Source organism: Chryseobacterium sp. PCH239, assembly GCF_018924625.1.
GTDB lineage: Bacteria > Bacteroidota > Bacteroidia > Flavobacteriales > Weeksellaceae > Chryseobacterium > Chryseobacterium cucumeris.
Window position 1 is genome coordinate 443567 of sequence record NZ_CP073027.1, and the last position, 23723, is coordinate 467289.

The following is a 23723-nucleotide window of genomic DNA, read 5'->3' on the forward strand; positions in this document are numbered from 1 at the left end:
ACAATTATTATTTTCAAAATAACATTAAAAACCGTAGAATATTCAGTAGTTTTTCTATTTTTGTGCTACTAATATATATTTGAAATGTCTGAAACTGAGAATCGACAGCCTAAAAACATAAAGAATAATCCGAAAATTATGAAAGCCTGGGCTGTATATGACTGGGCAAATTCTGTTTATTCCCTGGTGATTACCTCTACCATTTTCCCCATTTATTACTCTATCCTGACCACCGCTTACGAGAAAAAAGAATATGTAGCGGAAACAAAAACATGGATTGATGTTCCGGTGAGGCATATGATCAAAATTTTTGGCGAAGAATATCAGCCGGATGCGGTGTATGGGTATTCCCTTACCATATCATTCTTTATCGTAGTATTGCTGTCTCCATTTTTATCTTCATTAGCGGATACCATAGGAAACAAAAAGTCTTTCCTGCAGTTTTTCTGCTATCTTGGTGCAACATCTTGTATGGGATTGGCCATGTTTACGGGAATGCATAATGTATTTCTGGGACTTTTATTCAGCATTACAGCCAGTGTCGGTTTCTGGGGAAGTTTAGTTTTTTATAACTCTTTCCTCCCGGATATTGCAACACCGGACAGACAGGACGCGCTTTCTGCAAGAGGGTATGTTTACGGATATATCGGCTCGGTAGTTTTAGTAGTCATCTGTTTGGTATTGATTCAGGTTTTTGCCAAAGGAGCAGCCCAGCAGCTACTGTTTACAAGAATCAGTTTCCTTTTAACAGGAGCATGGTGGTTCGGGTTTTCTCAATATACATTCAAACATCTTCCTCAATTTGGGGATGTGAAAGATAAACTTCCTAAAGATTTAGTACTCCTGAACTATAAGAATATCTTCAAAAAACATGAAGAGCAGGGTGGTTTTTTTGAGGTATTTAAAGATAACCTGAGCTTCTATAAAGATATTGCAAAAGAAAGTTTTCACGAACTGTTTAAAGTAGGCGGAGAGCTTTTCAAAGATCGAAATCTGAAATTCTTCCTTTCGAGTTTCTTCTTTTACAGTGTAGGAATGCAGACTATTTTCCTTATGGCTACATTATTTGGAAAGAGTGAAATTAACCTTGCTCAGGATAAACTGATCGGAACACTTTTGGTGATTCAGATTGAAGCAATCATTGGGGCGGTTATTTTCTCACGGTTATCAAAGAGAATTGGTAACAGAAATGTTATTTCAATTGCGATCATCCTTTGGATTGTAGCTTGTCTCTGGGCTTATTTCCTGAACAAAGAAAATCCTACAGTGGAATATCAGTTTTATGGAGTAGCCGCAGTAGTAGGGTTGGTAATGGGTGGCCTTCAGGCAATGTCCAGATCCACCTATTCAAAATTACTTCCTGAAAACTCGATGGAAAACACTACGTATTTCAGTTTCTATGATGTTTTGGAGAAAATTGCCATCATTATCGGAACATTTATCTTTGCAACATTGATTGAACATTTCAATAATATGCGTATTGCAGCCTTATCAATGACCATATTTTTTGGAGCAGGATTAATTTTAATACGATTCCTGAACGTTAAAATGAGAAAAGACAGAGAAACATTATAATTTTAAAAGACGTTATTTTTAACGTCTTTTTTTTGTCAAGGTAATTCATTGAATTTTATCTATGAAATTATATTTATTTACCATATTTTTTTCGTATTTTTAATAGAAGAACTGAAGAAAGTAAAATAGGAGACAATTCGGCCTGAATTTTGCTTATATTCAGCGGAATAATTTTTAACTTTGCAAAAGATTTATTGTCAATATGACCAACCCTTTATTTTATGCAAAAATAATCCTGTTTGGAGAATATGGAATGATTGAAGATTCACAGGGGCTTGTAGTACCCTACAGCTTCTATAAAGGAACTTTGAAATTTTCAGATTTGAGTTCTGAATTTGAACTTAATTCCAACAGACATCTGCAGAAATATTCTGAATTTCTTACAGCACTCGATCTTTCTGACGATTTTAAGTTGGATATTGAGAGCTTCAAAAATGATATTTCAAACGGACTTTTCTTTGATTCCAATATTCCTCAGGGATATGGAGTGGGAAGTTCCGGGGCTTTGGTAGCTGCTATTTTTGAAAAATATTCAGTCAGCAAACTGAACCCTGAAAACATTTCAAAAGATAATCTTAAAAAATTAAAAGCTGTTTTCGGTGAAATGGAAAGCTATTTCCATGGAAAAAGTTCAGGAATGGATCCACTGATCTGTTATATGAATCTGCCAATCCTTATCGAAAATAAAGAAAATTTAGACAGGGTAGATATTCCGGAAGGTGAAGAAGGAAAGGGAGCCATTTTCCTGATTGATTCCGGAATGACAGGAGAAACAGGTCCTATGATCCAGATTTTCTTCGAAAAAATGAAAACAGAAGGTTTCCGTAAAACCCTGAAAGAAGAGTTTATCCGTTATAACAACGCATGTATCGAATCTTTCCTTAAAAAAGACATGAACCCTTTCTTTAGAAATCTTAAAAAGCTTTCTCACTGGGCTTATGAACATTTCCGTCCTATGATCCCTGAAAGTATTTTTAATATCTGGAAAAAAGGTCTGGATTCTAACGCTTATTATTTGAAACTGTGCGGTAGCGGTGGAGGCGGCTATATCTTAGGATTTACCAAAGATTATGCAAAAGCAGAAAAAATGCTTGATGGCTTCCAAAAAGAAGTGATTTACAGATTTTAAATAGATTGGAATGAATTCTGAAAAAGAACCTTTCCAATCTAAAAATTATCTCTCAAAATCTCTATTTTACAGATTTTCACAATTCGTGGGCTTTCTCCTCGGAGCACGTTTTTTTGTAGCCGCTCTTTTGACGTTTGCGCTTTATGTTTCTACTTTTTTCCTGTTCAATCAGGATGAATCTTTCAGAAAATTTGTCTTTGATTTTAAAGTTCACGGTATTATTTTTTGTACCGTCCTTACGATTCTGGCAGGCGGTATTATCAATCAATTCTATGACCTGGAGAAAGATCATTTGGTAAAACCTTTCAGAACAAGGTTACAGAGGTTCATCAAACAGAAATATTTTCTCTATGCATACCTGGCTCTCAGTGCTATTTCTTTAGGGGTAGCCTGGATGATTTCTCATAATGTATTTGCCTTTTTTGTGGTATATCAGTTCTTTATGTGGTTTTACAGTCATAAACTGAGCAGAATACTGATACTGAACAATCTCACTTTTGTCAGCCTCACCCTGTATCCGTTCTTTGGAATGATGGTGTATTACGAAACCTTTTCCAAAAAGGTTTTCCTGATGGCTGTCTTTCTGTTTCTTATCCTGCTCTGTATTGATATTGTGAAAGATACTCTTACCAGAAGTGTGGATAAAACATTCGGATACACTACAATTCCCAATTATTTTAAAAGCAGAAATACAAAAATTATTCTGACTTCCTTACTCATCATTACCATGGTAGTTTCAATGAAGATTATTACAAAAACCGGTATTACCGGGTTTATGGCCTATTATTTTGCCGGAGGGCTTTTTGTTATGATCGTATGCATTTATCTCCTGTTAAATGCTTCGCGAAGAAGTAACTTCTTTACATTGAATATATTACGTTTCTGGGTTTTTATTGGAATCATCGCAATGCTCTTAAATGGAATAGAGCATAAATTGTAAAAAAATTCTTTAAATAAACTGAGGTTATTATTACCTTTGCATAACTAAATTTAATAAATAGGAATGCCCATTTTTAATGATACTAAAATTGCATTTGCAGACAAGTCTGATGCACAATTGAGAAAGGCTTACTGGATGTTTAAAATGATTGAACAGCCCGCTCTTACAAGCCTTGGAACATCTGTTCTGAATTTCACAGTACACAATAACTTTCCTTTCGTAACCGGAATTGTAAAAAATACCTTATTTGCACAGTTCTGTGGTGGTGAAACCCGTGAAGAAAGTATGAAAGTGGTGAAGCAGCTGTTCAAAAGAGGAGTTGGAAGTATTTTTGATTATTCCATTGAAGGGAAAGAAGATGAGGAAACCTTTGATGCGGTTTGCAAAGAAATTAAGGACATTGTAAGATTCTCAGTAGGAAATCCGGCAATTCCTTTTATTGTTTTTAAACCTACTGCTTTCGGAAGAATTGATCTGTATGAAGCTGTTGGAAAAGGAGCAGAACTTACTACCAGCCAGAAAGAAGAATGGGAAAGAGTCGTAAAAAGATTTGATGAAGTATGCAGTCTTTGCCATGAACATGATAAAAAAGTAATGGTGGATGCTGAAGAAACCTGGATGCAGGATGCAGCAGACCATCTTTGCGAAGAGATGATGGAGAAATATAACCAGCAGAAGCCTATCGTTTGGAATACCATCCAGATGTACAGAACCGGAAGACTGGAGTATATGGAAGCCAACCTTCAAAGAGCAAGAGAGAAAAATTACTTCATTGGCTACAAGATCGTACGTGGCGCTTATATGGAAAAAGAAAGAGCCAGAGCAGCAGAAAAAGGGTATGCAGATCCGATTCAGCCAACTAAAGAGGCTTCAGATAAAAATTATAATGCAGGAATTGACTTCGTGATGGATCATCTGGATAAGGTTTCAGCGTTCTTTGGAACCCATAACGAAATCTCTTCTGAGCTGATTATGGATAAAATGAAAGCAAAATCTCTGGAAAGCAGCAATCCGCAAGTTTATTTCGGACAGCTTTACGGGATGAGTGATAATATCACCTTCTATTTGTCTGATAAAGGCTACAATGTGGCTAAATATCTTCCATACGGACCTGTAAAGGATGTTGTGCCATATTTGACGAGAAGAGCCCAGGAAAATACGTCTGTAGCCGGACAAACAGGAAGAGAGCTTGGACTGATCAAAAAAGAATTGGAAAGAAGAAAGAAATAATAATATTGTCCACAATATATATTAGGCCTGCAGTTTTGTGGGTCTTTTTTTATTGAAATTAAGCGACTGGGAAAATATAGAAATTAATAATAATCGAAAAAATTGTCTGTTGTTATGATTATATAGTAAAATAATTTTATTTTTATTGCTGATTTGATTTTAAATAATTATATTTGATAGAGCCATAAAACGAATGCAAAAAAAATAATTTCAATTACTGTTATAATTCTGTTTTAGAATAGAATGTCAACCATATAATAATCCAATACTATTACCCTTTTAAATAGCCCAAATTGTAAAAACTATAATTATAGGAACAGATGATCATAAAAAGAAAAACCCTATCAACTGTATCCTGTAAAAATTTTAAAATAAAATAAAGCAATAGCTTTAGTTTTCTTCTTCAAATATTTTTTAACCTGATCATCTTCTTTGATCAGGTTTTTTAAGGCTCAAAACTTTCGAATTTTCCGTTTTCGTAGAAGAGAACGATACGTTTTATTTTACTTTGCTGATTACCAAATAGTTGACCTAAAATATGATTGTCGGAATTTTCTAATCGCTGAGAATCCGATATTTTTTCCGGAGCTTTATCCTGGGCTGGTATAAACGATTCTCCAGGACTTGACGCTGGAGTTTCTGCTTCCGTTTCATCACTTCCAAATTCATCATCGTCATTCATCATGGTGAAAAGGTCGGGTAGTGGAGTTGTTTTTATTTTTTCCTCTTCAGTATTTCCTTCGCTAGTTTCTGATTCGGGAAGTTGAGATTTCAGCATCTCACCTTCACCGGTAACAAGCCAGTCCCAAAGAAGTTCCGGGAAACGGGATTTTATTTTTATGATAAATTCAAGAGACGGTTTGTTTCTTCCTGATGTGATATGAGAAATAGACGAACGCTGTACATCAATCTCATCTGCAAACTCAGAAGGAGTAAGACGAGAATACTCTATAATTTTGGAAATTCTTTCATTTAAACTCATAAAAATAAGCTATTAATTATTTTACAAATGTAACATATAAAATTTACAAATGCAAAATACAAATGTAAATAAAATAAAATTTCTTTTGTATACATTTGTAACATGCTTTTAATTATTTTAAAATCAGATAATTATGCATAAATTACAAATGTATTTACTTATTATCCAATCTATTGTTACAACGCTCAACAGGTTATTTATATCTATTAAAAGACTGATATTCTTCCAAAGTAATGGTTTAAAAATGTAATTTTAATCCATTGACGGAGTTATTTTGTCTATTAAATATCCTTAAAAATAGAATATACATTATTAAACTACTTAAATCATTTCCGGAAACAGAATTATAGATAAATACCATTTATAAAGCATATAAAAGTACTTTTGGTAGAATTACATTAGTAAATTACTGATGTAAACATACTATTTTAAGTTTATATTAGGCGAAGTTGAAAGAAAAACAATAGTCCTGTTAAACAACAAATTTTACTAAAGAGTAAAGCTCTTAAAAAAAGTGTTATTTGAGTCATTTTCAGAAATCTGTTTGATTGTTTACTTATTTTACATATGTATACAATGATAAACAACAAGGTTATCCACAATTTAAATGTTTAATAAAATAACTCTTAAATGATGAATTAAAGCCTTTTAACCACTTAAAGTGATGTTATAAAAACAATTGAGATGGATTTTATAAGTAACTGATTTTTAATATTTTAAATATATTGAATTAAATTATTCGCAATCCACAATTTTATCCACAGACAATTTGTCTTTCGCTGTTGTTTAATAAGGTTACAATTGTTAACCTGTATTCATAACTCAAAAAATGTCTAATTTAAACCTTGTAAACAATTTTAAAACCAGATGGCAAATGTAAATTTGTAAATTTTACTAGTATTTACAAATGTTAATTTAAGTTTTTGACTAAAAATGGCTAAATTTGATTCTTGTAAACTATTCCTACAATGAATTTTGAACAGATCTATTCACAAACCCCCGATTTCTCAAATCGCTATATTTCCCCTGAAAAATTATTTTCTTATCTACAGGACAATCTCAGCGATTATATTCAGGAGATCGGAACATCCTATTTAGATAAACCTATTTATCAGTTAAGCATCGGAACCGGAAACATTCAGGTATTGGCCTGGTCACAAATGCACGGAAATGAATCCAATGCAACCCATGCTATGCTTGACCTTTTGATAAGTCTTGATAAAGCTCCCGAAATGAAAGAAGATTTGTTCAGTAAAATAAAACTTGATTTTATATTCATGCTGAATCCAGACGGATCTGAAAGATGGACCAGATTAAATGCAGCCGATATTGATCTGAACAGAGATTTTCATAATGAAGCAAGTAAAGAGATTAAATTCCTGAAGAAAGCAGCTGCTTCCAAAAAATACGATTATGCTTTAAACCTTCATGAGCAGAGAACCATTTTTACTACTGATGGTATCCATCCTGCTACACTTTCCTTTTTAGCACCTTCTGAAAACGTAGAACGTACGGTTACTGAAAACAGGAAAAAATGCATGGCAGTTATCGGAAGTGTATACAATCATTTAAAAGAAATGATTCCCAACCAGATCGGAAGATATTCTGATGAATTTTATCCGACTTCTACCGGAGATAACTTTATCAAAGCAGGAATGCCAACCATCTTATTTGAAGGCGGGCACTTTGTTGAAGATTATACCCGGACAGGAACAAGAAAATACTATACAATTGCTCTTTATTATGCATTAAAAGCAATCAGTGAACTGAACTCTGATACTACAGGCTGGGAAACTTACCTTGAAATTCCCGAGAACCAGGAAACGCATTATGATGTTATTTACAGAAATGTAAAGCTGAATACAGAGCATGAATGTATTTTGGATATTGCCGTTCAGTACAGGGAGATCAAAGAAGAAGGAAAGAATGAAATTTCTTTTATTCCTTTTGTAATGGAAGCAGGTGATGTAAAACAAAAGAAGGGCTGGCTGGAAATAGACTGTACCGGAAAGAAATTTATTTCTGCAACTAAATATCCTAAACTGGATGCTGTGGTAGAATTTAAAATTGAAGATTAAAACAATGGTATAAAGATAATCTCCGTTACTAAATTAATTAATAAGGATTATTATGATGAAAAATTTTCTGACCTTAATTTTATTGATAAGTATGGGATTGCCTTTGATGGCACAAAATCAATCTGCCATTCCCTATAAAGCAAATGATAGTGTAATGGTGACCGTAATCCTCCGCCACATGCAGGAAAATCCTGTGGACTCAATCCAGACAAGAGTGATGAAGCAAAAATTTTATCAGAAGCTCAATAAAAGTCACACCCGTATTGTATCCTGGAATGTTGTGATGGGAATAGGACAGATTATTACTTTAAGATTTAAACCTGAATACACAAGAGAAGTGAATCAGGTTTTTGAAAGCGGAGCTTGGGGTGGATTCAAGACAGAGTTTTATCCATCGTATGATTTTCTACCTGTTTATCCGGTAATGTTAGAAAAAGAAAAGAAACTGAGTAAATAATAAGATCAGTTAATATCATCTTATAAAAAATTCGGCAGGCCTTTAGGCCTGCCGAATTTGTATTTTTATATCTGATTTCAGAATTTGACTAGTAAATAAAATTTATATTCAATAGAAATGGGCTTTATCCTATAGAATGTTAAAAAATATTCATCCGGTTTTAGCCAAAATCTAATTTTATAGATTTTATTCAATAATTAAGCTTACTTAACCACTTTAATTCCATTCGCCACAAATCTGATCTCTTCTTTAGGTTGAGTAATAGCATCAATTTCAGACTGTGGCTGTTTAGCATCTTCTGCATAATGTTTCTGCTCATTTACAGAAATTACTTTTCTTTCTGCATTACCATCCAATACTACATTTTTTCCTTTTAAAGCTGTAGGTACGAAGAAAGCATAGTCTTTCATTTTTACAAAAAACTTAGAATTATCTTCTGTCTGGATTGTAAGCCAGCAACCTTTTTTGTCACATACGTCAGTTACTTTTCCTTTAATAGATACATTCTCAACTTTTTTGTTGTCTTTTTTAAGCTGCTTATTCAATTTATCTACGCTGATCGCTTTGGATACAGCAGATGAAGTTACCTGGCTTCCATAAGTATCACCTACCAAAGCTTTCCCTTCTGGTGGTCCGGATTGAGCAAATGCTAATGAAGAGCCTGTAAAAGCGGCAGCAAATAATAAAACTTTAAATTTCATGTTTAATATTTTTTTCAAAAATACTAATTAAAATTGAATCATAAAGGAATAAAAAATGACAAAAAACAGGTGTTTTGATGAATTTTCAACAAAATTGAAAATCAAAGACAGATTTGATTATATTTGACTCCTATACTTGACTATGCAAAAAAAACTGAAACTATGGGATGCCATCATGCTTGTGATGGGATCTATGATCGGAAGCGGGATCTTTATTGTAAGTGCTGATATGATGCGAAACCTGGGATCAGGATATTGGCTCATTGTGGTGTGGGTGATCACAGGAATAATGACAGTAGCCGCAGCCATAAGTTATGGAGAACTGTCCGCACTGTTTCCGAAAGCCGGAGGGCAATATACTTACCTGAAAGAAATCTTTGGTAAAAGAATGGGATTCCTTTACGGATGGGGATTGTTTACCGTAATACAAACCGGAACAATTGCAGCCGTAGCAATGGCTTTTGGTAAATTTACAGCGTATTTGATTCCTTCATTAAACGATGCTGCCCCTATTTTCCAGAGTGGTGAATTTAAAATTACCTGGATACAGATTCTGGCAATTGCTGTGATTCTGTTGCTTACGTATATCAACACCAGAGGAGTAGAGAGCGGAAAAATTCTTCAGAATATCTTTACCGGTTCCAAAATTATTGCATTACTGGGACTGATTGCCGCCGGTTTTATATTGGTAGACATTTCTCATTTAGCAGAAAACTTCAGCTGGGGAACAGATTCTTTTAATAACCTTAAAAAAGATTTGAGCGGAAATTTCCTTAAAGAAGGCTGGGAACCGATTGGAGGAATGACTCTTTTAGGAGGAATTGCTGCTGCCATGGTAGGATCTGTTTTCAGTTCCGTTGCGTGGGAAAGTGTAACATTTGTTTCCGGAGAAATTGAAAACCCTAAAAAGAATGTAGTAAAATCAATGATTTATGGTACTTCTGCTGTAATGATCCTTTACATCGCGGTGAACTATGTCTACTTAAATGCTCTGGACAGAGATGGAATTGCATTTGCTGCCAATGACAGAGTAGCGGTAGCGGCATCCCAGAATATTTTCGGAAGTGCAGGAACGATCATCATTGCTTTATTAGTTATGATTTCTACATTTGGATGTAATAACGGATTGATTCTGGCGGGAGCAAGAGTTTTCCAGACGATGGCAAAAGACGGAATGTTCTTTAAATCGGCAGAAAAAAATAATAAAAATGAAGTTCCTGAAAATGCCTTATGGATGCAGGGAATCTGGGCATCAATTCTATGTCTGAGCGGGCAGTACGGAAATTTATTGGATATGATTTCTTTCGTGATCGTTCTGTTTTACATGATTACAGTTTTTGGGGTTATTTATTTAAGAATGAAACAGCCGGAACTGGAAAGACCTTATAAGACATGGCTGTATCCTGTAACCCCTGTTATTTACCTTGTCATCGGAACTTGTTTCTGTATCCTGTTGCTTATTTATAAGCAGCAATATACATGGCCTGGTTTTGTTTTGGTATTGCTGGGACTTCCTGTGTACTATTTTATCAATCGAAAAAAGGTGGATAATTAATATAAAAAATAATATAACAGATTCATGGGGCTTTCAATTCAGTTTGAATGCCCTTGTTTTTGAATAATATTTAAAGTATTGTCATTATTATTTGCCGAAAATGCGTATTTTGGTATTTCGTTTTTAGAACAGGACCATGAAGTAAAAACAATAAGTTATGGATACACCAAATTACAGAATGCCTTTCGTACCGTCTACTTTAATGACCGAAGGCGGAAGTATCGATACCTGCGATATGGGGGAAAGTATTGCCCACAATATTATGCTGCTGATCACCACCAAAAAAGGGGAGAACAGATATGATGAAAACTATGGAAACGATGTCTGGAACCTTGAATTCGATAATGGAGTTACAAGTGCCATCTGGGAAAGCGTTTTTATCAAAAGCTTAAGAAGACAGATTCAGGAATATGAACCAAGAATCGTGAACCCGCAGATTGATGCTCACATACAATTTGTAGAGCACAGCTACGATACTAAAGAACACACCGAAATTAAAAAGAAAGTAAGAATTGCCATCAATGCAAAAATGGAAGAAACAGGAGAACGTTTTAGTTTTTCCACAGAATTGTTTCTAAGCCCGATGTCTATTGATTAATATTTTTAATAGCGAAAGAAAATTATGAATTTAGATCAGAATATTTATTCCAAAGAATCTGTAAAAGCAAGAATGCTGCAGAATGCAACTAAAGTATGGGGACTAAGAAGCCCGCAGTCTTTAGATCCTTTTGTAAAACTGCTGATAGACGCATTCAGTACAGAGGTCTTCAAAGCGAATAATGAAATACAGACGGTGAATGCCCGTATATTGGAAAAACTGGCAAAACTGCTTACACCGTCCATTTATACACATCCTATTCCGGCTCATTCTGTAGCTTTTACGCAGCCTTATGAGTCTTCTGAAATTTTATTGGAGCACACGGAATTCTTTTTCCGTAAACAGATGACTTCCACGGTAAAATCAGAATCAGACAAGCAGCTGAACATTCCTTTTACTCCTGTAGGAAATGTAAGAATCAATAAAGTTCACACTTCAATCATGTTTGTAGGAAATACCTGCTACAGCATCGATGACAGATTCAACAAAATTCCTATTGCAAGATTTCAGGGAAGACCTGAAGATTACAGAAAAATCACAATAGGGGTAGATGTAAGCAAATATGTAAGTGAAAACTTTCCCAAATACCTGAGCATATTCTGCTCCAATCCTGCTTTCGAGCACCTTGATTTCGTATACAAATTATTACCGTATATTACAGTTTCAAGTAATGGGAATCCTCTGTTTGTAAGAGAAGGATTGAGCTATCTTACAGAAAGTCAGAATGATGGTTACGAGCAGATGTTCAAAGAACAATCCATCAGAAATAAGGTGATTGAAGATATTAAAAGTATCTATCGCCATAAATTTATTGAAGTAACAGGAATCTCTCAAAGTCTGTTCTCAGAACCGGGACAGCTTCCACAGAACCTTGATTTCCTGACTGGAAAAGAAGAAATTACTAAATTTCTGGATAATAAAAGTTATCTGTGGCTTACGTTTGAGTTTCCACCACAGTTTTCAGCAGAAATCCTGGATAATTTCTCATTTGTACTGAATGCTTTTCCTATCTACAACAGAGGTTGGAAAAAAACAGAATACAGCCTTGATATCATGGGAAATAATATTCCTTTGGTAACAGACGAAGGCGAGCATTTTCTTTATGTGGATGAGGTACAGGATGGTGACGGCAGAAGATATACCGAAATTCCTTTCACCCCGGCCGATGATCTTAAAAAAGGGTTGTATACCGTAAGAAAAGGAGGAATGGAGCGTTTTACCAGCCGAAATGCAGTAGATATGATTGCCAATGTTCTGGAACTGACAAGAGATGAAATTGCTGCATTTTCCCTTTTGAACAGAGATAATGTAAAAGGAGTCTTAAGTGAAATGTCTGACAAAATGAAATCCATGGTGCAGAAAGTAAATAATGCCAAAAGGAATATCAGACAGGAGCTGAATTACGTAATCATGGAACCGGTGGAAAAAACCGATCATACCTACGCTTCTTTTTGGGTAACACACTGTACGCTGGCCAATCATATGCGTCCGGGAACTGAACTTTCCAACCAGTTGAAATCCCAGACTGTGGTACTGCTTACCGAAACGTTAGGTGGAGCTGAGGAACAAAAAGGAACGGATAGTATTCAGGCGTATAAATATGCCCTGACAACCAGAGATAAGATCATTTCTTTGGAAGACGTTAAAAACTATTGCCGTATGATTCTGAAAGATGAAGTAAGAGAAGTAAGGGTAAGAAGAGGAACGATGATCAGCAACAAACCAAAAGAAGGTTTTGTAAGAACTGTTGAGGTAGAAATCATTCCGCAGAACTATTCTTTCTACGGAAGAGCCTATTGGGAAAATATGGCCAATATTATAAGAAATCAGATTATTGCCAAAGCCATTGATGGAATCGAATATATCGTAAGGATTACCAATGAAGATGTTGATTTCCAGGATATGTAGTTCTTATAAAAATAAGTTAAAAAAATAAATGCCGTACCCGCTACGGCATTTTTAATGTAATGTTCAGAATAAGATCAGAATTCAATGAAAAAAATATCACTTTTAATACTTCTCCTCCTCTTTGGTGCTCATTTAAAAAGCCAGACTATTAAAGATCTGAAAAATAAAATTAATCAGATAATCTCTACAAAAAATGCAACTGTTGGAATATCTTTAAAAGGAATAGAAGATAAAGATACACTGAGCATCAACGGAAATAAAGAAACTCCAATGTTGAGTGTTTTCAAATTTCACATTGCCTTAGCTGTTTTAAACCGGGTTGACGAAGGTATATTAAAACTGGATCAAAAGTTTTTCATCAAAAAAGAAGATCTGCTACCAGAAACCTGGAGTCCGATCCGGGAAGAATATCCTCAGGGGAATATGTATCTTACCTTAGATCAGTTATTAAGATATACCGTTTCCCACAGTGATAATAATGGTTGTGACATTTTATTGAACATCATTGGCGGAACGGAGACAGTACAGAAATTTATTAATCAGCAGGGGATTAAAGATTTTACCATAAAAGTAAATGAGAAGGAAATGTCCTCGTTTGAAAAATGTTATCTGAATACAACAACGCCTTTGGCAACCACAGAACTTTTAGAAAAATTCTATAAAGGAAAAGTGTTGAAAAAAGAAACTACAAAATACCTGTATCAGGTGATGGTAGAAACTTCAAGAGGGCTTAACTGGATGAAAGCGGGATTGCCTGTAGGTACAGAATTGGCCCACCGAACAGGAATTTCCGGAAGAAATGAAAATAATCTACGCGCTGCAATGAATGATGTAGGAATTATAAAACTTCCAAATGGAAAACATGTGATTTTATCCATTTATCTTAAAAATATTAAAGAAGAAATGGCAGATACGGAAAAAATCATCTCCGATATCAGTCACGCTGTCTGGGAATACTATACGTGCAAATGAAAATTTGTAATTATGATTATACCTTTTTTAATCTCAATATATTTTATCATATCAATAGGAACGGGCTTTAGCCCGTTTTTTAATAAATGAGCTTCCATTGGCTTCAGCCCAAAGATAATGATCTGAAAAATATAAAATCATTCCGGAAAAATTCAATAACATCGGGTTCAGTGTCTTAACAAAACCTAAGAATTTTTTATGAAACTTTTATCCCATTTATATTCAAAAAAAGTCTATAAAATTTCGTATTTTTGCACGTTGTGATTTTCAGGCAAAGTCACTCCAAATTATGAGCAAATCAACAGAATATATAGAAGTTTACGGAGCACGTGAACACAACCTGAAAAATATTAATGTAAAAATTCCACGCAACGAATTGGTCGTGATTACCGGCCTTTCCGGAAGTGGAAAATCGTCATTGGCTTTCGATACTATTTTTGCAGAAGGCCAGCGTCGTTATATCGAAACATTCTCTGCCTATGCCCGTCAGTTTTTAGGTGGATTGGAGCGTCCGGATGTAGATAAAATTGAAGGACTTTCTCCGGTTATCGCTATCGAGCAGAAAACAACCAATAAAAATCCGCGTTCTACTGTCGGAACGGTTACTGAACTGTATGACTTTCTACGTCTTTTGTATGCAAGAGTTTCAGATGCGTACTCTTTGTCTACAGGGCAGAAGTTGGTAAGCTATACCGAAGATCAGATCCTTGAAACCATCAAAGAAAATTATAAAAAAGAGAAAATCATGCTTTTGGCGCCAGTGGTACGTTCCAGAAAAGGACATTATCATGAGCTCTTTGTTCAGATGGCCAAAAAAGGTTACGGGCAGGCAAGAATTGATGGTGAACTGCAGGATATTGAATATGATTTAAAACTTGACCGTTATAAAACCCACGACATCGATATCGTTATCGACCGTTGGATCATCGGTGAGAATGCTTCAGAAGGAAGAATGGAGAAATCATTGCGTACAGCAATGGAAATGGGAGAAGGAATTATCGGAATTCAGAAATTGGGAAGTACAGATATTGAATATTTTTCCAAAAATCTGATGGATGCGGAAACAGGACACTCTCTGGCACTGCCGGAACCCAATACTTTCTCATTCAACTCTCCAAAAGGAAGCTGCCCGAATTGTAAAGGCTTGGGAACCATTAAAAAGATCAATACCGATTACTTTATAGACAATCCGAAACTATCTATCAATCAGGGAGGATTACTGCCGTTGGAAGATATCAAGTCCAATAAATGGATTCTGTCACAGATCAAAAACATTCTTGAGATCTTTGGATTAGGATTAACAACGCCATTGCAGGATATTCCTGAAGAAGCATTGGATTATATCTATAACGGATGTCATAAAGAGTTTAATAAAGACCTGAAATACGCCGGAATTACCAAAAAAATAAAAATTGGTTTCGATGGTCTGATTGCTTTCATGGAGGAGATTATTGAGGATAGGGACTCATATGAAGCTGTTTTATTGGAAAGACATTTTACTACAGAAGAAATATGCCCTGAATGTCATGGTACCCGTCTTCAGCCTTCAAGCTTAAGTTTTAAAATTGATGGAAAGAACATTGCTGAGGTTAATGCTTTAAGCTTAGCGGATTTAAAAGACTGGCTGGCTGATGTTAAAGATAAATTCTCCGAAAAAAATAAAATCATTGCTCACGAGATCTTAAAAGAAATTGAAACCAGGCTTCAGTTTTTGCTGGATGTAGGATTGGATTATTTAAGTTTGAGCAGAAGTTCAAAAACACTTTCCGGAGGAGAATCGCAGAGAATTCGTCTGGCAACACAGATCGGATCTCAGTTGGTGAATGTTTTATATATCCTTGATGAACCAAGTATCGGGCTTCACCAGAGAGATAATGAGAGATTGATCCATTCTCTGAAAAACCTGAGAGACATTGGAAACTCTGTATTGGTGGTAGAACATGATAAAGACATGATCCTGGAAGCCGATGAGGTGCTGGATATTGGTCCGAGAGCAGGAAAATTCGGTGGAGAGATTCTTTGGCAGGGAAAACCAAAAGATCTTTTGAAAGCTGATACCATCACGGCTCAATACATCAATGGAAAAAGAAAAATTGCAATTCCTGAAGAAAGAAGAGCAGGAAGTGGTAAAAATATTGTTTTAAAAGGAGCTACTGGGAATAATCTTAAAAACGTAACCCTGGATATTCCTCTTGGAAAACTGGTTGTAGTAACCGGAATTTCAGGAAGCGGAAAATCTTCTCTGATTAACGGAACATTATATCCGATCCTTAACAAGCATTTCTACAGAGCGGTTCAAGAACCGTTACCATACAAAAAGATTGAAGGGCTAGAAAATATTGATAAAATTGTAGATGTAGATCAGACTCCAATCGGAAGAACGCCACGTTCGAATCCTGCAACCTACACCGGAATGTTTACCGATATCAGAAACCTTTTTGCAGAGCTGCCAGAAAGCAAAATTCGTGGGTATAAGCCTGGAAGATTCTCTTTCAACGTAAAAGGTGGAAGATGCGAAACCTGTCAGGGTGGAGGATTAAAAGTGATCGAAATGAATTTCCTTCCGGATGTATACGTACACTGCGAAACCTGCAACGGAAAACGTTTTAACAGAGAAACCTTAGAAGTTCGTTACAAAGGAAAATCAATCTCTGACGTATTGGATATGACGATTGATGAAGCGGTAGATTTCTTCCAGCCAATTCCTAAGATTTTTGCAAAAGTAAAAACATTACAGGATGTAGGTTTAGGGTATATTACCCTTGGACAGCAGTCGACAACCCTTTCAGGAGGTGAAGCACAACGTATCAAGCTTGCTACTGAATTGGCAAAAAGACAAACCGGAAATACCCTTTATATCCTTGATGAACCAACTACAGGACTTCATTTCGAAGACGTAAAAATCCTGATGGATGCCATCAACCAATTGGTAGAACTTGGAAACTCATTCATCATCATCGAACATAATATGGACGTCATCAAATTAGCAGACCATATTATTGACGTAGGACCAGAAGGAGGAAAACATGGCGGACAGATCGTTGCACAGGGAACTCCTGAAGAAATTGTAAAGTCTAAGAAGAGCTTGACTGGAAAGTTCCTGAAGAGGGAACTGGAGTAAGTATTCATAAAATTTATAGAGCATTTTTAAAACAAGAAAATCGAGATAATAATTGGCTAAACTCATAAGGTTTAGCCTTTTTTATGCTTAAAATACCTTTCCAATATTAAATTTTCAATTATTTTTAAAATTTATCAAACTGATAATCAATTAATTAATCTTTAATGTTAACTTAATGTTAACTCAATGTAAAATTAATATGAATTATTTTTAATAATTTTGGTTAAGAGATACAAAAATAGGTTAGTATAACATTTAAAACCAGTTAGTTATGAAAAATAGAATTCAAATAGTAATGGCTTCACTTTTCGTTTGCGGATTTGCTGCTGTTTTGAACACTGCTAAAGCTCAGACTACAGATCATAATACCATTCAGGAAATTCAACTGAGCAAAAGTGAAACGTTTAACGATATCAGAAATAAATTAGAAGCCAATTTTGACCTTACCAATCCTGATTACAAGCAGGGAACCGTAAACTCAGTGGTGAAATTTGATATCGCAAAAAACGGAAAAATTGTAAACGTTCACTCCAGTGGAGACTGTAAAACCGTAAGTAAAGAAATTGAAACCGTGTTAAGTGATCTCGACTACAGGGTAGATCGCAAAAAACTAACTGATAATATGGTTGCCTATACTTACGTAATGCCAGTGACAGTAGAGATCCACAGCAGATAGTATTCATAGCATATTATTCAATAATATGTGAATAATGAAAACTTATCAGATTAAGTTGTAATAAACAAAATAGTATAAGATTTTAATTTTGGGCTACCATAAAATTAAAACTATATGAAAAATTTAAAAAAGCTGACAAAATCAGAGTTGAAGTCAGTGAACGGAGGAGAGCCTGTAAAATACTGTACGTTTTGCGAGTGGGCAAATAAAGTAATCTGCAGCGATATTCCAATCGTTCAATGTCCGTAAAAAATAAAGCCGCTTACAAAAAGCGGCTTTTCTATTGTTATGTACTCTGAACAAACTCTGTTAATCTTGCTTTAAGATCTTTAGAATTCCCTATTGTATCAAAAGTAATATTATCTATTCTCCATCCTTTCTCTGTATTGATCAGATGCACGGTGTCCATCCAGGTTTCTTTGGGGGAAGCCGCATTATATTCGAAGGCCACCAATGCTTCAGCAGTTTTATCCTGTATCTTAACAGACTTGATTTTATAATCTGTAAATCCTTCATACAGACTGGAAAAAATAGCCCCTTCGAATATTAATGGTTTCTCGTCAGGATGATCACTCTTTTTTACCTTTTCAATATCAGCCTTTGATGCATTGATGGCCTCGTCTAAAACTTTTTTTAAGTCCTGAGAAAATAAAGTATCCGTAATCGGCTGGTTGTAAATAGCCTCGTTGGATTTACCGTATTGAGTATACAGTTCATTAACTTTTTCAATAATGACTGTTTCTGAAGACTGAGTAGGTTGAGACTCATTCTTTTTGCAGGATACAAAGAACAGGAATATTCCTAAACAGAGAAATAATTTTTTCATTGGTATAATTTTGTGGTATTTATTAGAATTCCAGGCTCAAAATGTATACCAAAATCTGCCTATAAAATATTTCTTAAGAATCACAAAAATCAATACATTTGAGTAGATAAAAAAAATTGTGGATCCAATTCTTAATGTTGCTGTCCGTTCCCTCTGCGTTTACCTTTTCATGGTAATTGCTATCCGTTTATTCGGCAAAAATCAGCTTTCCCAGCTCAATGCAGGAGATGTTGTATTATTGTTGTTAATTTCAAATGCTGTTCAGAATGCCATGGTAGGTCCTGATACCTCTCTTCAGGGAGGAATCGTGGCGGCATTGGTTTTGTTTGTTGCTAATTTCATTCTGAAGAGACTCATGTTTTCCAGCCGTTCCTTTCAGACTTTTATGGAAGATGAGCCGGTTATTCTGATCAGGGATGGAATTGCCGATCAGGCAGCCCTGAATCGGGTAAAGATTACAGAAAGCGAATTGGAAGAAGCGATAAGAGAACACGGAATTGAAAACATAAACAATGTAAAGCTTTCCGTTCTGGAAGTGGATGGAAATATCAGTGTTGTTTCTCAGGATGAAAAAAGCAAGCAGACACACTATTCAAGAATTAAAAGAAAAATTAAAAGAAAATACCATTAAATACGATGAATTACGAATTAAGAGAAATGCTTCCCACTGATGAAGCCAGGGTTCTTGAAATTTTCCGCCAGGGAATAGACGGTGGGATTTCCACTTTTGAAACAGAAGTTCCAACTGCTGAAGCCTGGAGCATGGGCTATTTTAACGACTGCCGCTGGGTACTGGAAAATGAAAATAATGAAGTTGTGGGATGGTGTGCCTTAAAACCGGTCAGCAAAAGAGAATGCTATAAAGGAGTTGCAGAGGTAAGCATTTATTTTGATAACGAATATCAGGGAAAGGGATTGGGTTCCGTATTGCTTAAAAAATTGATTTTGGATAGCGAGGATCACGGATTCTGGACATTACAGACCAATATCTTCTCCGAAAATGAAACTTCTATCAAATTTCATCAGAAAAACGGTTTCAGAATCGTAGGCGTCCGTAAAAAAATCGGAAAACTCAACGGAGAGTGGAAAGATATTATCCTGATGGAAAAAAGAAGTGAAATCGTCTAGAAAGCTATAATTTATAATTGATGATTGATGATTTTGTTTGGTAAGCATATGATTCTCCCATAACAAAATTCATCATTGACCTGCGAAGCAAAATTGACCATTGACAATAATCATTGAAATTCAGCCTTAATCCTTGAATCTTAAACTTTTTTAACCTTTGGCACTACCATTGTTATATTAAATAAAGTTGAAAAATAGAAATAATGAAAAATTTGATTAAAATCACAGGAGTTCTTATCGTGGCGTTAATGTTATCATCATGTGTGGTGCATGACAATGGACGCCGGGTGAAAACAGTTCCGCCAGGACAGGCTAAAAAAGTGTTTGGAGGAAGTGCAAAAGACTATGCTCCTGGGCAGGTGAAAAAAAGAAGCGGCTACTAGGAAGTGCAGAAAATAAAAATTAGCAGTAAGTTTTAACATATATTAGCTTAATTTCAATTTCTTTTGGCATTAACCTTGATATATTTCGCTATCGAAATTGAAAAAGTGAAAATAATGAAAAGTATGTTGAAAATTGCTGGGGTAGCAGTGGTTGTTTTAATGCTGTCCTCTTGCGTGGTACATGAGCATCATGGAAGAAGAATGCCACCCGGGCATGCCAAAAGGTATTATGGCGGAAGTGCAAGGTACTATGCACCCGGCCAGGTAAAGAAAGTGTATATTTATGACGATCGTGGTCATCATCACAAAGGCCGCGGTCATGGACATCACAGATAAAAAAGAAAAGCACTGAATTTTTCAGTGCTTTTTTATGATCTATTATAATCTCGATTTTTTCGGATTAAGGAAAGTGTTGAAAACCATCACTTCCTGTCCGAACTTTTTCTCAATTCTTTCAGAAATATTTAAAAGTTCACTTTTAATAAAATCTTCCCTCAGTTCATCATTATCAAAAATTAACAGGAGATTATAATTTTTGCCTTCCTCGATAAAGTCACTGTGTACCTCAGAAAGAATATATTTGTTGACATCCATCAGGTTTTCAGTCATTAAAACCAGTGTTTCATCAATATAATTTTCCCATTCTTCCAGGTTATCTTTCGTGCAGTGGAAAGTTATACTTAATACGCTCATATTTTTATGAATTTTTAAGATTTTTTTGGATAAATTCTACAGCAAAAATCGGCATTTTTTTCGTAAATTAGCCCGTTAATAAAAATTGGAAATAAATAATTTTCAGACTTACAGCTAAGAGTTTGAATATCATTACAATAAAATTTGTTTATGCAAAAAGAAGGAGAAAGACTGATTCCTATCAACATTGTTGATGAAATGAAGTCGTCTTATATCGATTATTCGATGTCCGTTATCGTTTCAAGAGCGTTACCGGATGTAAGAGACGGCTTGAAACCCGTTCATAGAAGAGTACTTTATGGTATGTATGGATTAGGGGTATTTTCTAACAGAAAATATTTAAAATCTGCGAGAATTGTTGGGGATGTATTAGGTAAATATCACCCACACGGAGATTCCTCTGTATACGACGCTATGGTAAGAATGGCACAGGATTGGAGCTTACGTTATCCTCAGGTAGACGGACAGGGTAACTTCGGTTCTATGGATGGTGACCCGCCTGCAGCAATGCGTTATACCGAGGCAAGATTGAAAAAAATCTCTGATGAGGTTCTTTCAGACCTGGACAAAGAAACAGTTGATTTTCAGAATAACTTCGACGACAGTTTACAGGAACCGACCGTAATGCCTACTAAAATTCCGAATCTTTTGGTAAATGGTACTTCAGGTATCGCCGTAGGTATGGCAACGAATATGGCGCCTCATAACCTTTCAGAATCTGTAGATGCAATCTGTGCTTATATCGATAATAAAGAAATTACGATTGACGAACTGATGCAGCACATCATTGCACCGGATTTCCCTACAGGTGGTATCATCTATGGATATGACGGAGTAAGAGATGCTTTCCATACAGGAAGAGGTAGAGTAGTTTTAAGAGCTAAAGTGAACTTTGATGAAATCGGAAACAGAAACGCGATTATTGTTACCGAAATCCCTTATCAGGTAAACAAAGCGGAAATGATCGCCAGAACAGCAGAGCTTGTTAAAGACGAAAAAATCCCGGGAATCCACGAAATCAGAGATGAGTCGGATAGAAAAGGACTTCGTATTGTATATGAATTGAAAAACGATGCAATACCGAATGTCGTTCTTAACCTATTATATAAATATACAGCACTTCAGACATCTTTCAGTGTAAACAATATTGCATTGGTACACGGAAGACCAGAGCAGCTGAACCTTAAAGATATCATCCATCACTTTGTAGAGCACAGACATGAAGTAATCGTAAGAAGAACTCAGTTTGAGCTTAAAAAAGCAAAGGAAAGAGCTCATATCCTTGAAGGATTCATGAAAGTGATCGGAACCCAGGATGCTTTAGACAGAGCAATTTCTATTATCCGTCACAGTGCCAACCCTCAGGCTGCGAAAGAAGGCTTGATTGAGGCATTTGAACTTTCAGACATTCAGGCTCAGGCAATTCTGGATCTTAGATTGGCTCGTCTTACAGGAATGGAGCTTGATAAGATCCGTGATGAATACGATGCGATCATGAAAGAAATTGCTAATTTGGAAGACATCTTAGCTAATGAGCCAAGAAGATTCCAGATCATCAAAGATGAACTGATCGAAATCAAAGAAAAATACGGAGACGAAAGAAGAACTGAAATTGATTATTCGGGAGGAGAAATGTCTATCGAAGATATTATCCCGAATGAATCTGTAGTTCTTACGATCTCTCATGCAGGATACATCAAGAGAACTTCGCTTTCAGAATATAAAATTCAAAGTAGAGGTGGTGTAGGTAATAAAGCAGCAACGACAAGAGATTCTGACTTCCTTGAGTATATTGTTTCTGCAACTAACCACCAGTACATGTTATTCTTTACAGAAAAAGGAAGATGTTATTGGCTAAGAGTATTTGAAATTCCTGAAGGTTCCAAAACAGCAAAAGGAAGAGCTGTACAAAACCTTATCAACATTGAACCGGATGATAAGATTAAAGCCTATATCAGAACGAACAACCTTAAGGATTCTGAATATGTAAATCAAATGAGTGTTGTGATGGTAACCAAAAACGGTACAATCAAGAAAACATCATTGGAAGCGTATTCAAGACCAAGAGTAAATGGAGTAAATGCTATCGAGATCAGAGATAATGACCAGTTATTAGGAGCTTATCTTACCAATGGAACATCTCAGATTATGATTGCTACTAAGAATGGTAAATGTATCCGTTTCCCTGAGGAGAAAGTAAGAGAAGTAGGTAGAGGGTCTATCGGAGTAAGAGGTATCTTGCTTGAAGATGGTGACGAAGCTATTGGTATGATTGTTGTGAACGATGTAGAGAACGAAACAGTACTTGTAGTATCTGAGAAAGGATACGGAAAGAGAACTGCAGTAGAAGACTACCGAATTACCAACAGAGGAGGAAAAGGAGTTATTACGCTTAACATTACTGAAAAAACAGGAAACCTTATCGCTATTCAAAATGTAACGGACGAAGACGGATTGATGATTATCAACAAATCCGGTGTTGCGATTAGAATGGGAATGGATGAAATGAGAGTAATGGGTAGAAATACTCAGGGAGTAAAACTGATCAACCTTAAGAAAAATGACGAAATTGCAGCCATTGCAAAAGTAGAAATGGATAAAGATGTAGAAGAAGATTCTGAAGAATTTGGAGAAACAGAAGAAGGAGTTGTAGGATCGCTATTTGATAACCAGGAAAATGACAATGTAACACCTCAGGCTGGAGATGAAAACCCGGCAGAGGAGAATGAGAATTCTGATTCTGAAGAATAAATTGTACAATTAAATATAGA

The 23723-nt window shown here is 35.5% G+C and carries 22 protein-coding genes; 18 read left to right on the forward strand and 4 right to left on the reverse strand.

The window, feature by feature from the left end; all coding sequences use genetic code 11:
* The first annotated feature begins 84 nt into the window (after positions 1-84).
* From KBP46_RS02185 to KBP46_RS02200, 4 genes are all read left to right on the forward strand, one after another.
* Positions 85-1575, forward strand: coding sequence for an MFS transporter (locus KBP46_RS02185; protein ID WP_062674972.1), 1491 nt, complete (start codon positions 85-87; stop codon positions 1573-1575).
* A gap of 202 nt (positions 1576-1777) precedes the next feature.
* Complete coding sequence (locus tag KBP46_RS02190; RefSeq protein WP_062674970.1) at positions 1778-2704, forward strand: mevalonate kinase; 927 nt, start codon at positions 1778-1780, stop codon at positions 2702-2704.
* A gap of 10 nt (positions 2705-2714) precedes the next feature.
* Positions 2715-3644 carry a UbiA family prenyltransferase gene (locus tag KBP46_RS02195; protein ID WP_123279848.1) on the forward strand — a complete coding sequence of 310 codons (930 nt, stop codon included), beginning with the start codon at positions 2715-2717 and terminating at the stop codon, positions 3642-3644.
* A gap of 63 nt (positions 3645-3707) precedes the next feature.
* Positions 3708-4874, forward strand: a complete 1167-nt coding sequence (locus KBP46_RS02200) for a proline dehydrogenase family protein (protein WP_123279847.1) — start codon at positions 3708-3710, stop codon at positions 4872-4874.
* A gap of 445 nt (positions 4875-5319) precedes the next feature.
* On the opposite strand, the gene KBP46_RS02205 is transcribed toward KBP46_RS02200, so the two are convergent.
* Positions 5320-5856 carry a helix-turn-helix domain-containing protein gene (locus tag KBP46_RS02205; protein WP_216444509.1) on the reverse strand — a complete coding sequence of 179 codons (537 nt, stop codon included), beginning with the start codon at positions 5854-5856 and terminating at the stop codon, positions 5320-5322.
* A gap of 968 nt (positions 5857-6824) precedes the next feature.
* Here KBP46_RS02205 and KBP46_RS02210 point away from each other — a divergent pair.
* Together KBP46_RS02210 and KBP46_RS02215 are read left to right on the forward strand one after the other, a co-directional pair.
* A complete protein-coding gene (locus tag KBP46_RS02210) occupies positions 6825-7934 on the forward strand; it encodes a M14 family zinc carboxypeptidase (RefSeq protein ID WP_216444510.1) in 1110 nt (369 codons plus the stop codon).
* A gap of 52 nt (positions 7935-7986) precedes the next feature.
* Positions 7987-8391, forward strand: a complete 405-nt coding sequence (locus KBP46_RS02215; RefSeq protein WP_216444511.1) for a hypothetical protein — start codon at positions 7987-7989, stop codon at positions 8389-8391.
* A 203-nt stretch (positions 8392-8594) separates the two neighbouring features.
* On the opposite strand, the gene KBP46_RS02220 is transcribed toward KBP46_RS02215, so the two are convergent.
* On the reverse strand, positions 8595-9092 hold the full coding sequence (locus KBP46_RS02220) for a DUF4920 domain-containing protein (RefSeq protein WP_062674957.1): 498 nt from the start codon (positions 9090-9092) through the stop codon (positions 8595-8597).
* Between the two features lie 142 nt (positions 9093-9234).
* Here KBP46_RS02220 and KBP46_RS02225 point away from each other — a divergent pair, with 142 nt between their 5' ends.
* The 7 genes from KBP46_RS02225 (at position 9235) to KBP46_RS02255 (ending at position 18171) form a co-directional block, all read left to right on the forward strand.
* Positions 9235-10647 (forward strand): APC family permease, encoded by a 1413-nt coding sequence (locus tag KBP46_RS02225; RefSeq protein WP_062674954.1) that lies wholly within the window; start codon positions 9235-9237, stop codon positions 10645-10647.
* A gap of 157 nt (positions 10648-10804) precedes the next feature.
* A complete protein-coding gene (locus KBP46_RS02230; protein WP_002979175.1) occupies positions 10805-11245 on the forward strand; it encodes a GPW/gp25 family protein in 441 nt (146 codons plus the stop codon).
* A 24-nt stretch (positions 11246-11269) separates the two neighbouring features.
* Complete coding sequence (locus KBP46_RS02235) at positions 11270-13153, forward strand: type VI secretion system baseplate subunit TssF (RefSeq protein WP_062674952.1); 1884 nt, start codon at positions 11270-11272, stop codon at positions 13151-13153.
* Positions 13154-13237: 84 nt separating this feature from the next.
* The gene (gene bla, locus KBP46_RS02240) at positions 13238-14125 is read left to right on the forward strand and encodes a class A beta-lactamase, subclass A2 (RefSeq protein WP_123279842.1); all 888 of its coding nucleotides are present in this window, start codon (positions 13238-13240) and stop codon (positions 14123-14125) included.
* A gap of 289 nt (positions 14126-14414) precedes the next feature.
* The gene (gene uvrA, locus KBP46_RS02245; protein WP_216444512.1) at positions 14415-17246 is read left to right on the forward strand and encodes an excinuclease ABC subunit UvrA; all 2832 of its coding nucleotides are present in this window, start codon (positions 14415-14417) and stop codon (positions 17244-17246) included.
* Between the two features lie 271 nt (positions 17247-17517).
* On the forward strand, positions 17518-17922 hold the full coding sequence (locus KBP46_RS02250) for a hypothetical protein (RefSeq protein WP_120231345.1): 405 nt from the start codon (positions 17518-17520) through the stop codon (positions 17920-17922).
* Between the two features lie 114 nt (positions 17923-18036).
* The gene (locus tag KBP46_RS02255; protein WP_082798797.1) at positions 18037-18171 is read left to right on the forward strand and encodes a bacteriocin; all 135 of its coding nucleotides are present in this window, start codon (positions 18037-18039) and stop codon (positions 18169-18171) included.
* Between the two features lie 37 nt (positions 18172-18208).
* On the opposite strand, the gene KBP46_RS02260 is transcribed toward KBP46_RS02255, so the two are convergent.
* Positions 18209-18748, reverse strand: a complete 540-nt coding sequence (locus KBP46_RS02260) for a DUF3828 domain-containing protein (protein WP_216444513.1) — start codon at positions 18746-18748, stop codon at positions 18209-18211.
* A 118-nt stretch (positions 18749-18866) separates the two neighbouring features.
* Here KBP46_RS02260 and KBP46_RS02265 point away from each other — a divergent pair, with 118 nt between their 5' ends.
* The 4 genes from KBP46_RS02265 to KBP46_RS02280 all read left to right on the forward strand — a co-directional run bounded on the left by KBP46_RS02265 (position 18867) and on the right by KBP46_RS02280 (position 20595).
* Positions 18867-19379 carry a DUF421 domain-containing protein gene (locus tag KBP46_RS02265; RefSeq protein WP_062674938.1) on the forward strand — a complete coding sequence of 171 codons (513 nt, stop codon included), beginning with the start codon at positions 18867-18869 and terminating at the stop codon, positions 19377-19379.
* A 5-nt stretch (positions 19380-19384) separates the two neighbouring features.
* Positions 19385-19876 (forward strand): GNAT family N-acetyltransferase, encoded by a 492-nt coding sequence (locus KBP46_RS02270; RefSeq protein ID WP_120231341.1) that lies wholly within the window; start codon positions 19385-19387, stop codon positions 19874-19876.
* Between the two features lie 203 nt (positions 19877-20079).
* Positions 20080-20259, forward strand: a complete 180-nt coding sequence (locus KBP46_RS02275; protein WP_062674933.1) for a hypothetical protein — start codon at positions 20080-20082, stop codon at positions 20257-20259.
* 114 nt (positions 20260-20373) lie between these two features.
* A complete protein-coding gene (locus tag KBP46_RS02280; RefSeq protein WP_034698313.1) occupies positions 20374-20595 on the forward strand; it encodes a hypothetical protein in 222 nt (73 codons plus the stop codon).
* A 42-nt stretch (positions 20596-20637) separates the two neighbouring features.
* On the opposite strand, the gene KBP46_RS02285 is transcribed toward KBP46_RS02280, so the two are convergent.
* Entirely contained in the window at positions 20638-20952 is a 315-nt protein-coding gene (locus KBP46_RS02285; protein WP_062674931.1) for a DUF4286 family protein, read from the reverse strand.
* A gap of 150 nt (positions 20953-21102) precedes the next feature.
* Here KBP46_RS02285 and gyrA point away from each other — a divergent pair, with 150 nt between their 5' ends.
* Positions 21103-23703 (forward strand): DNA gyrase subunit A, encoded by a 2601-nt coding sequence (gyrA, locus tag KBP46_RS02290; RefSeq protein ID WP_062674929.1) that lies wholly within the window; start codon positions 21103-21105, stop codon positions 23701-23703.
* The last annotated feature ends 20 nt before the right edge of the window (positions 23704-23723 follow it).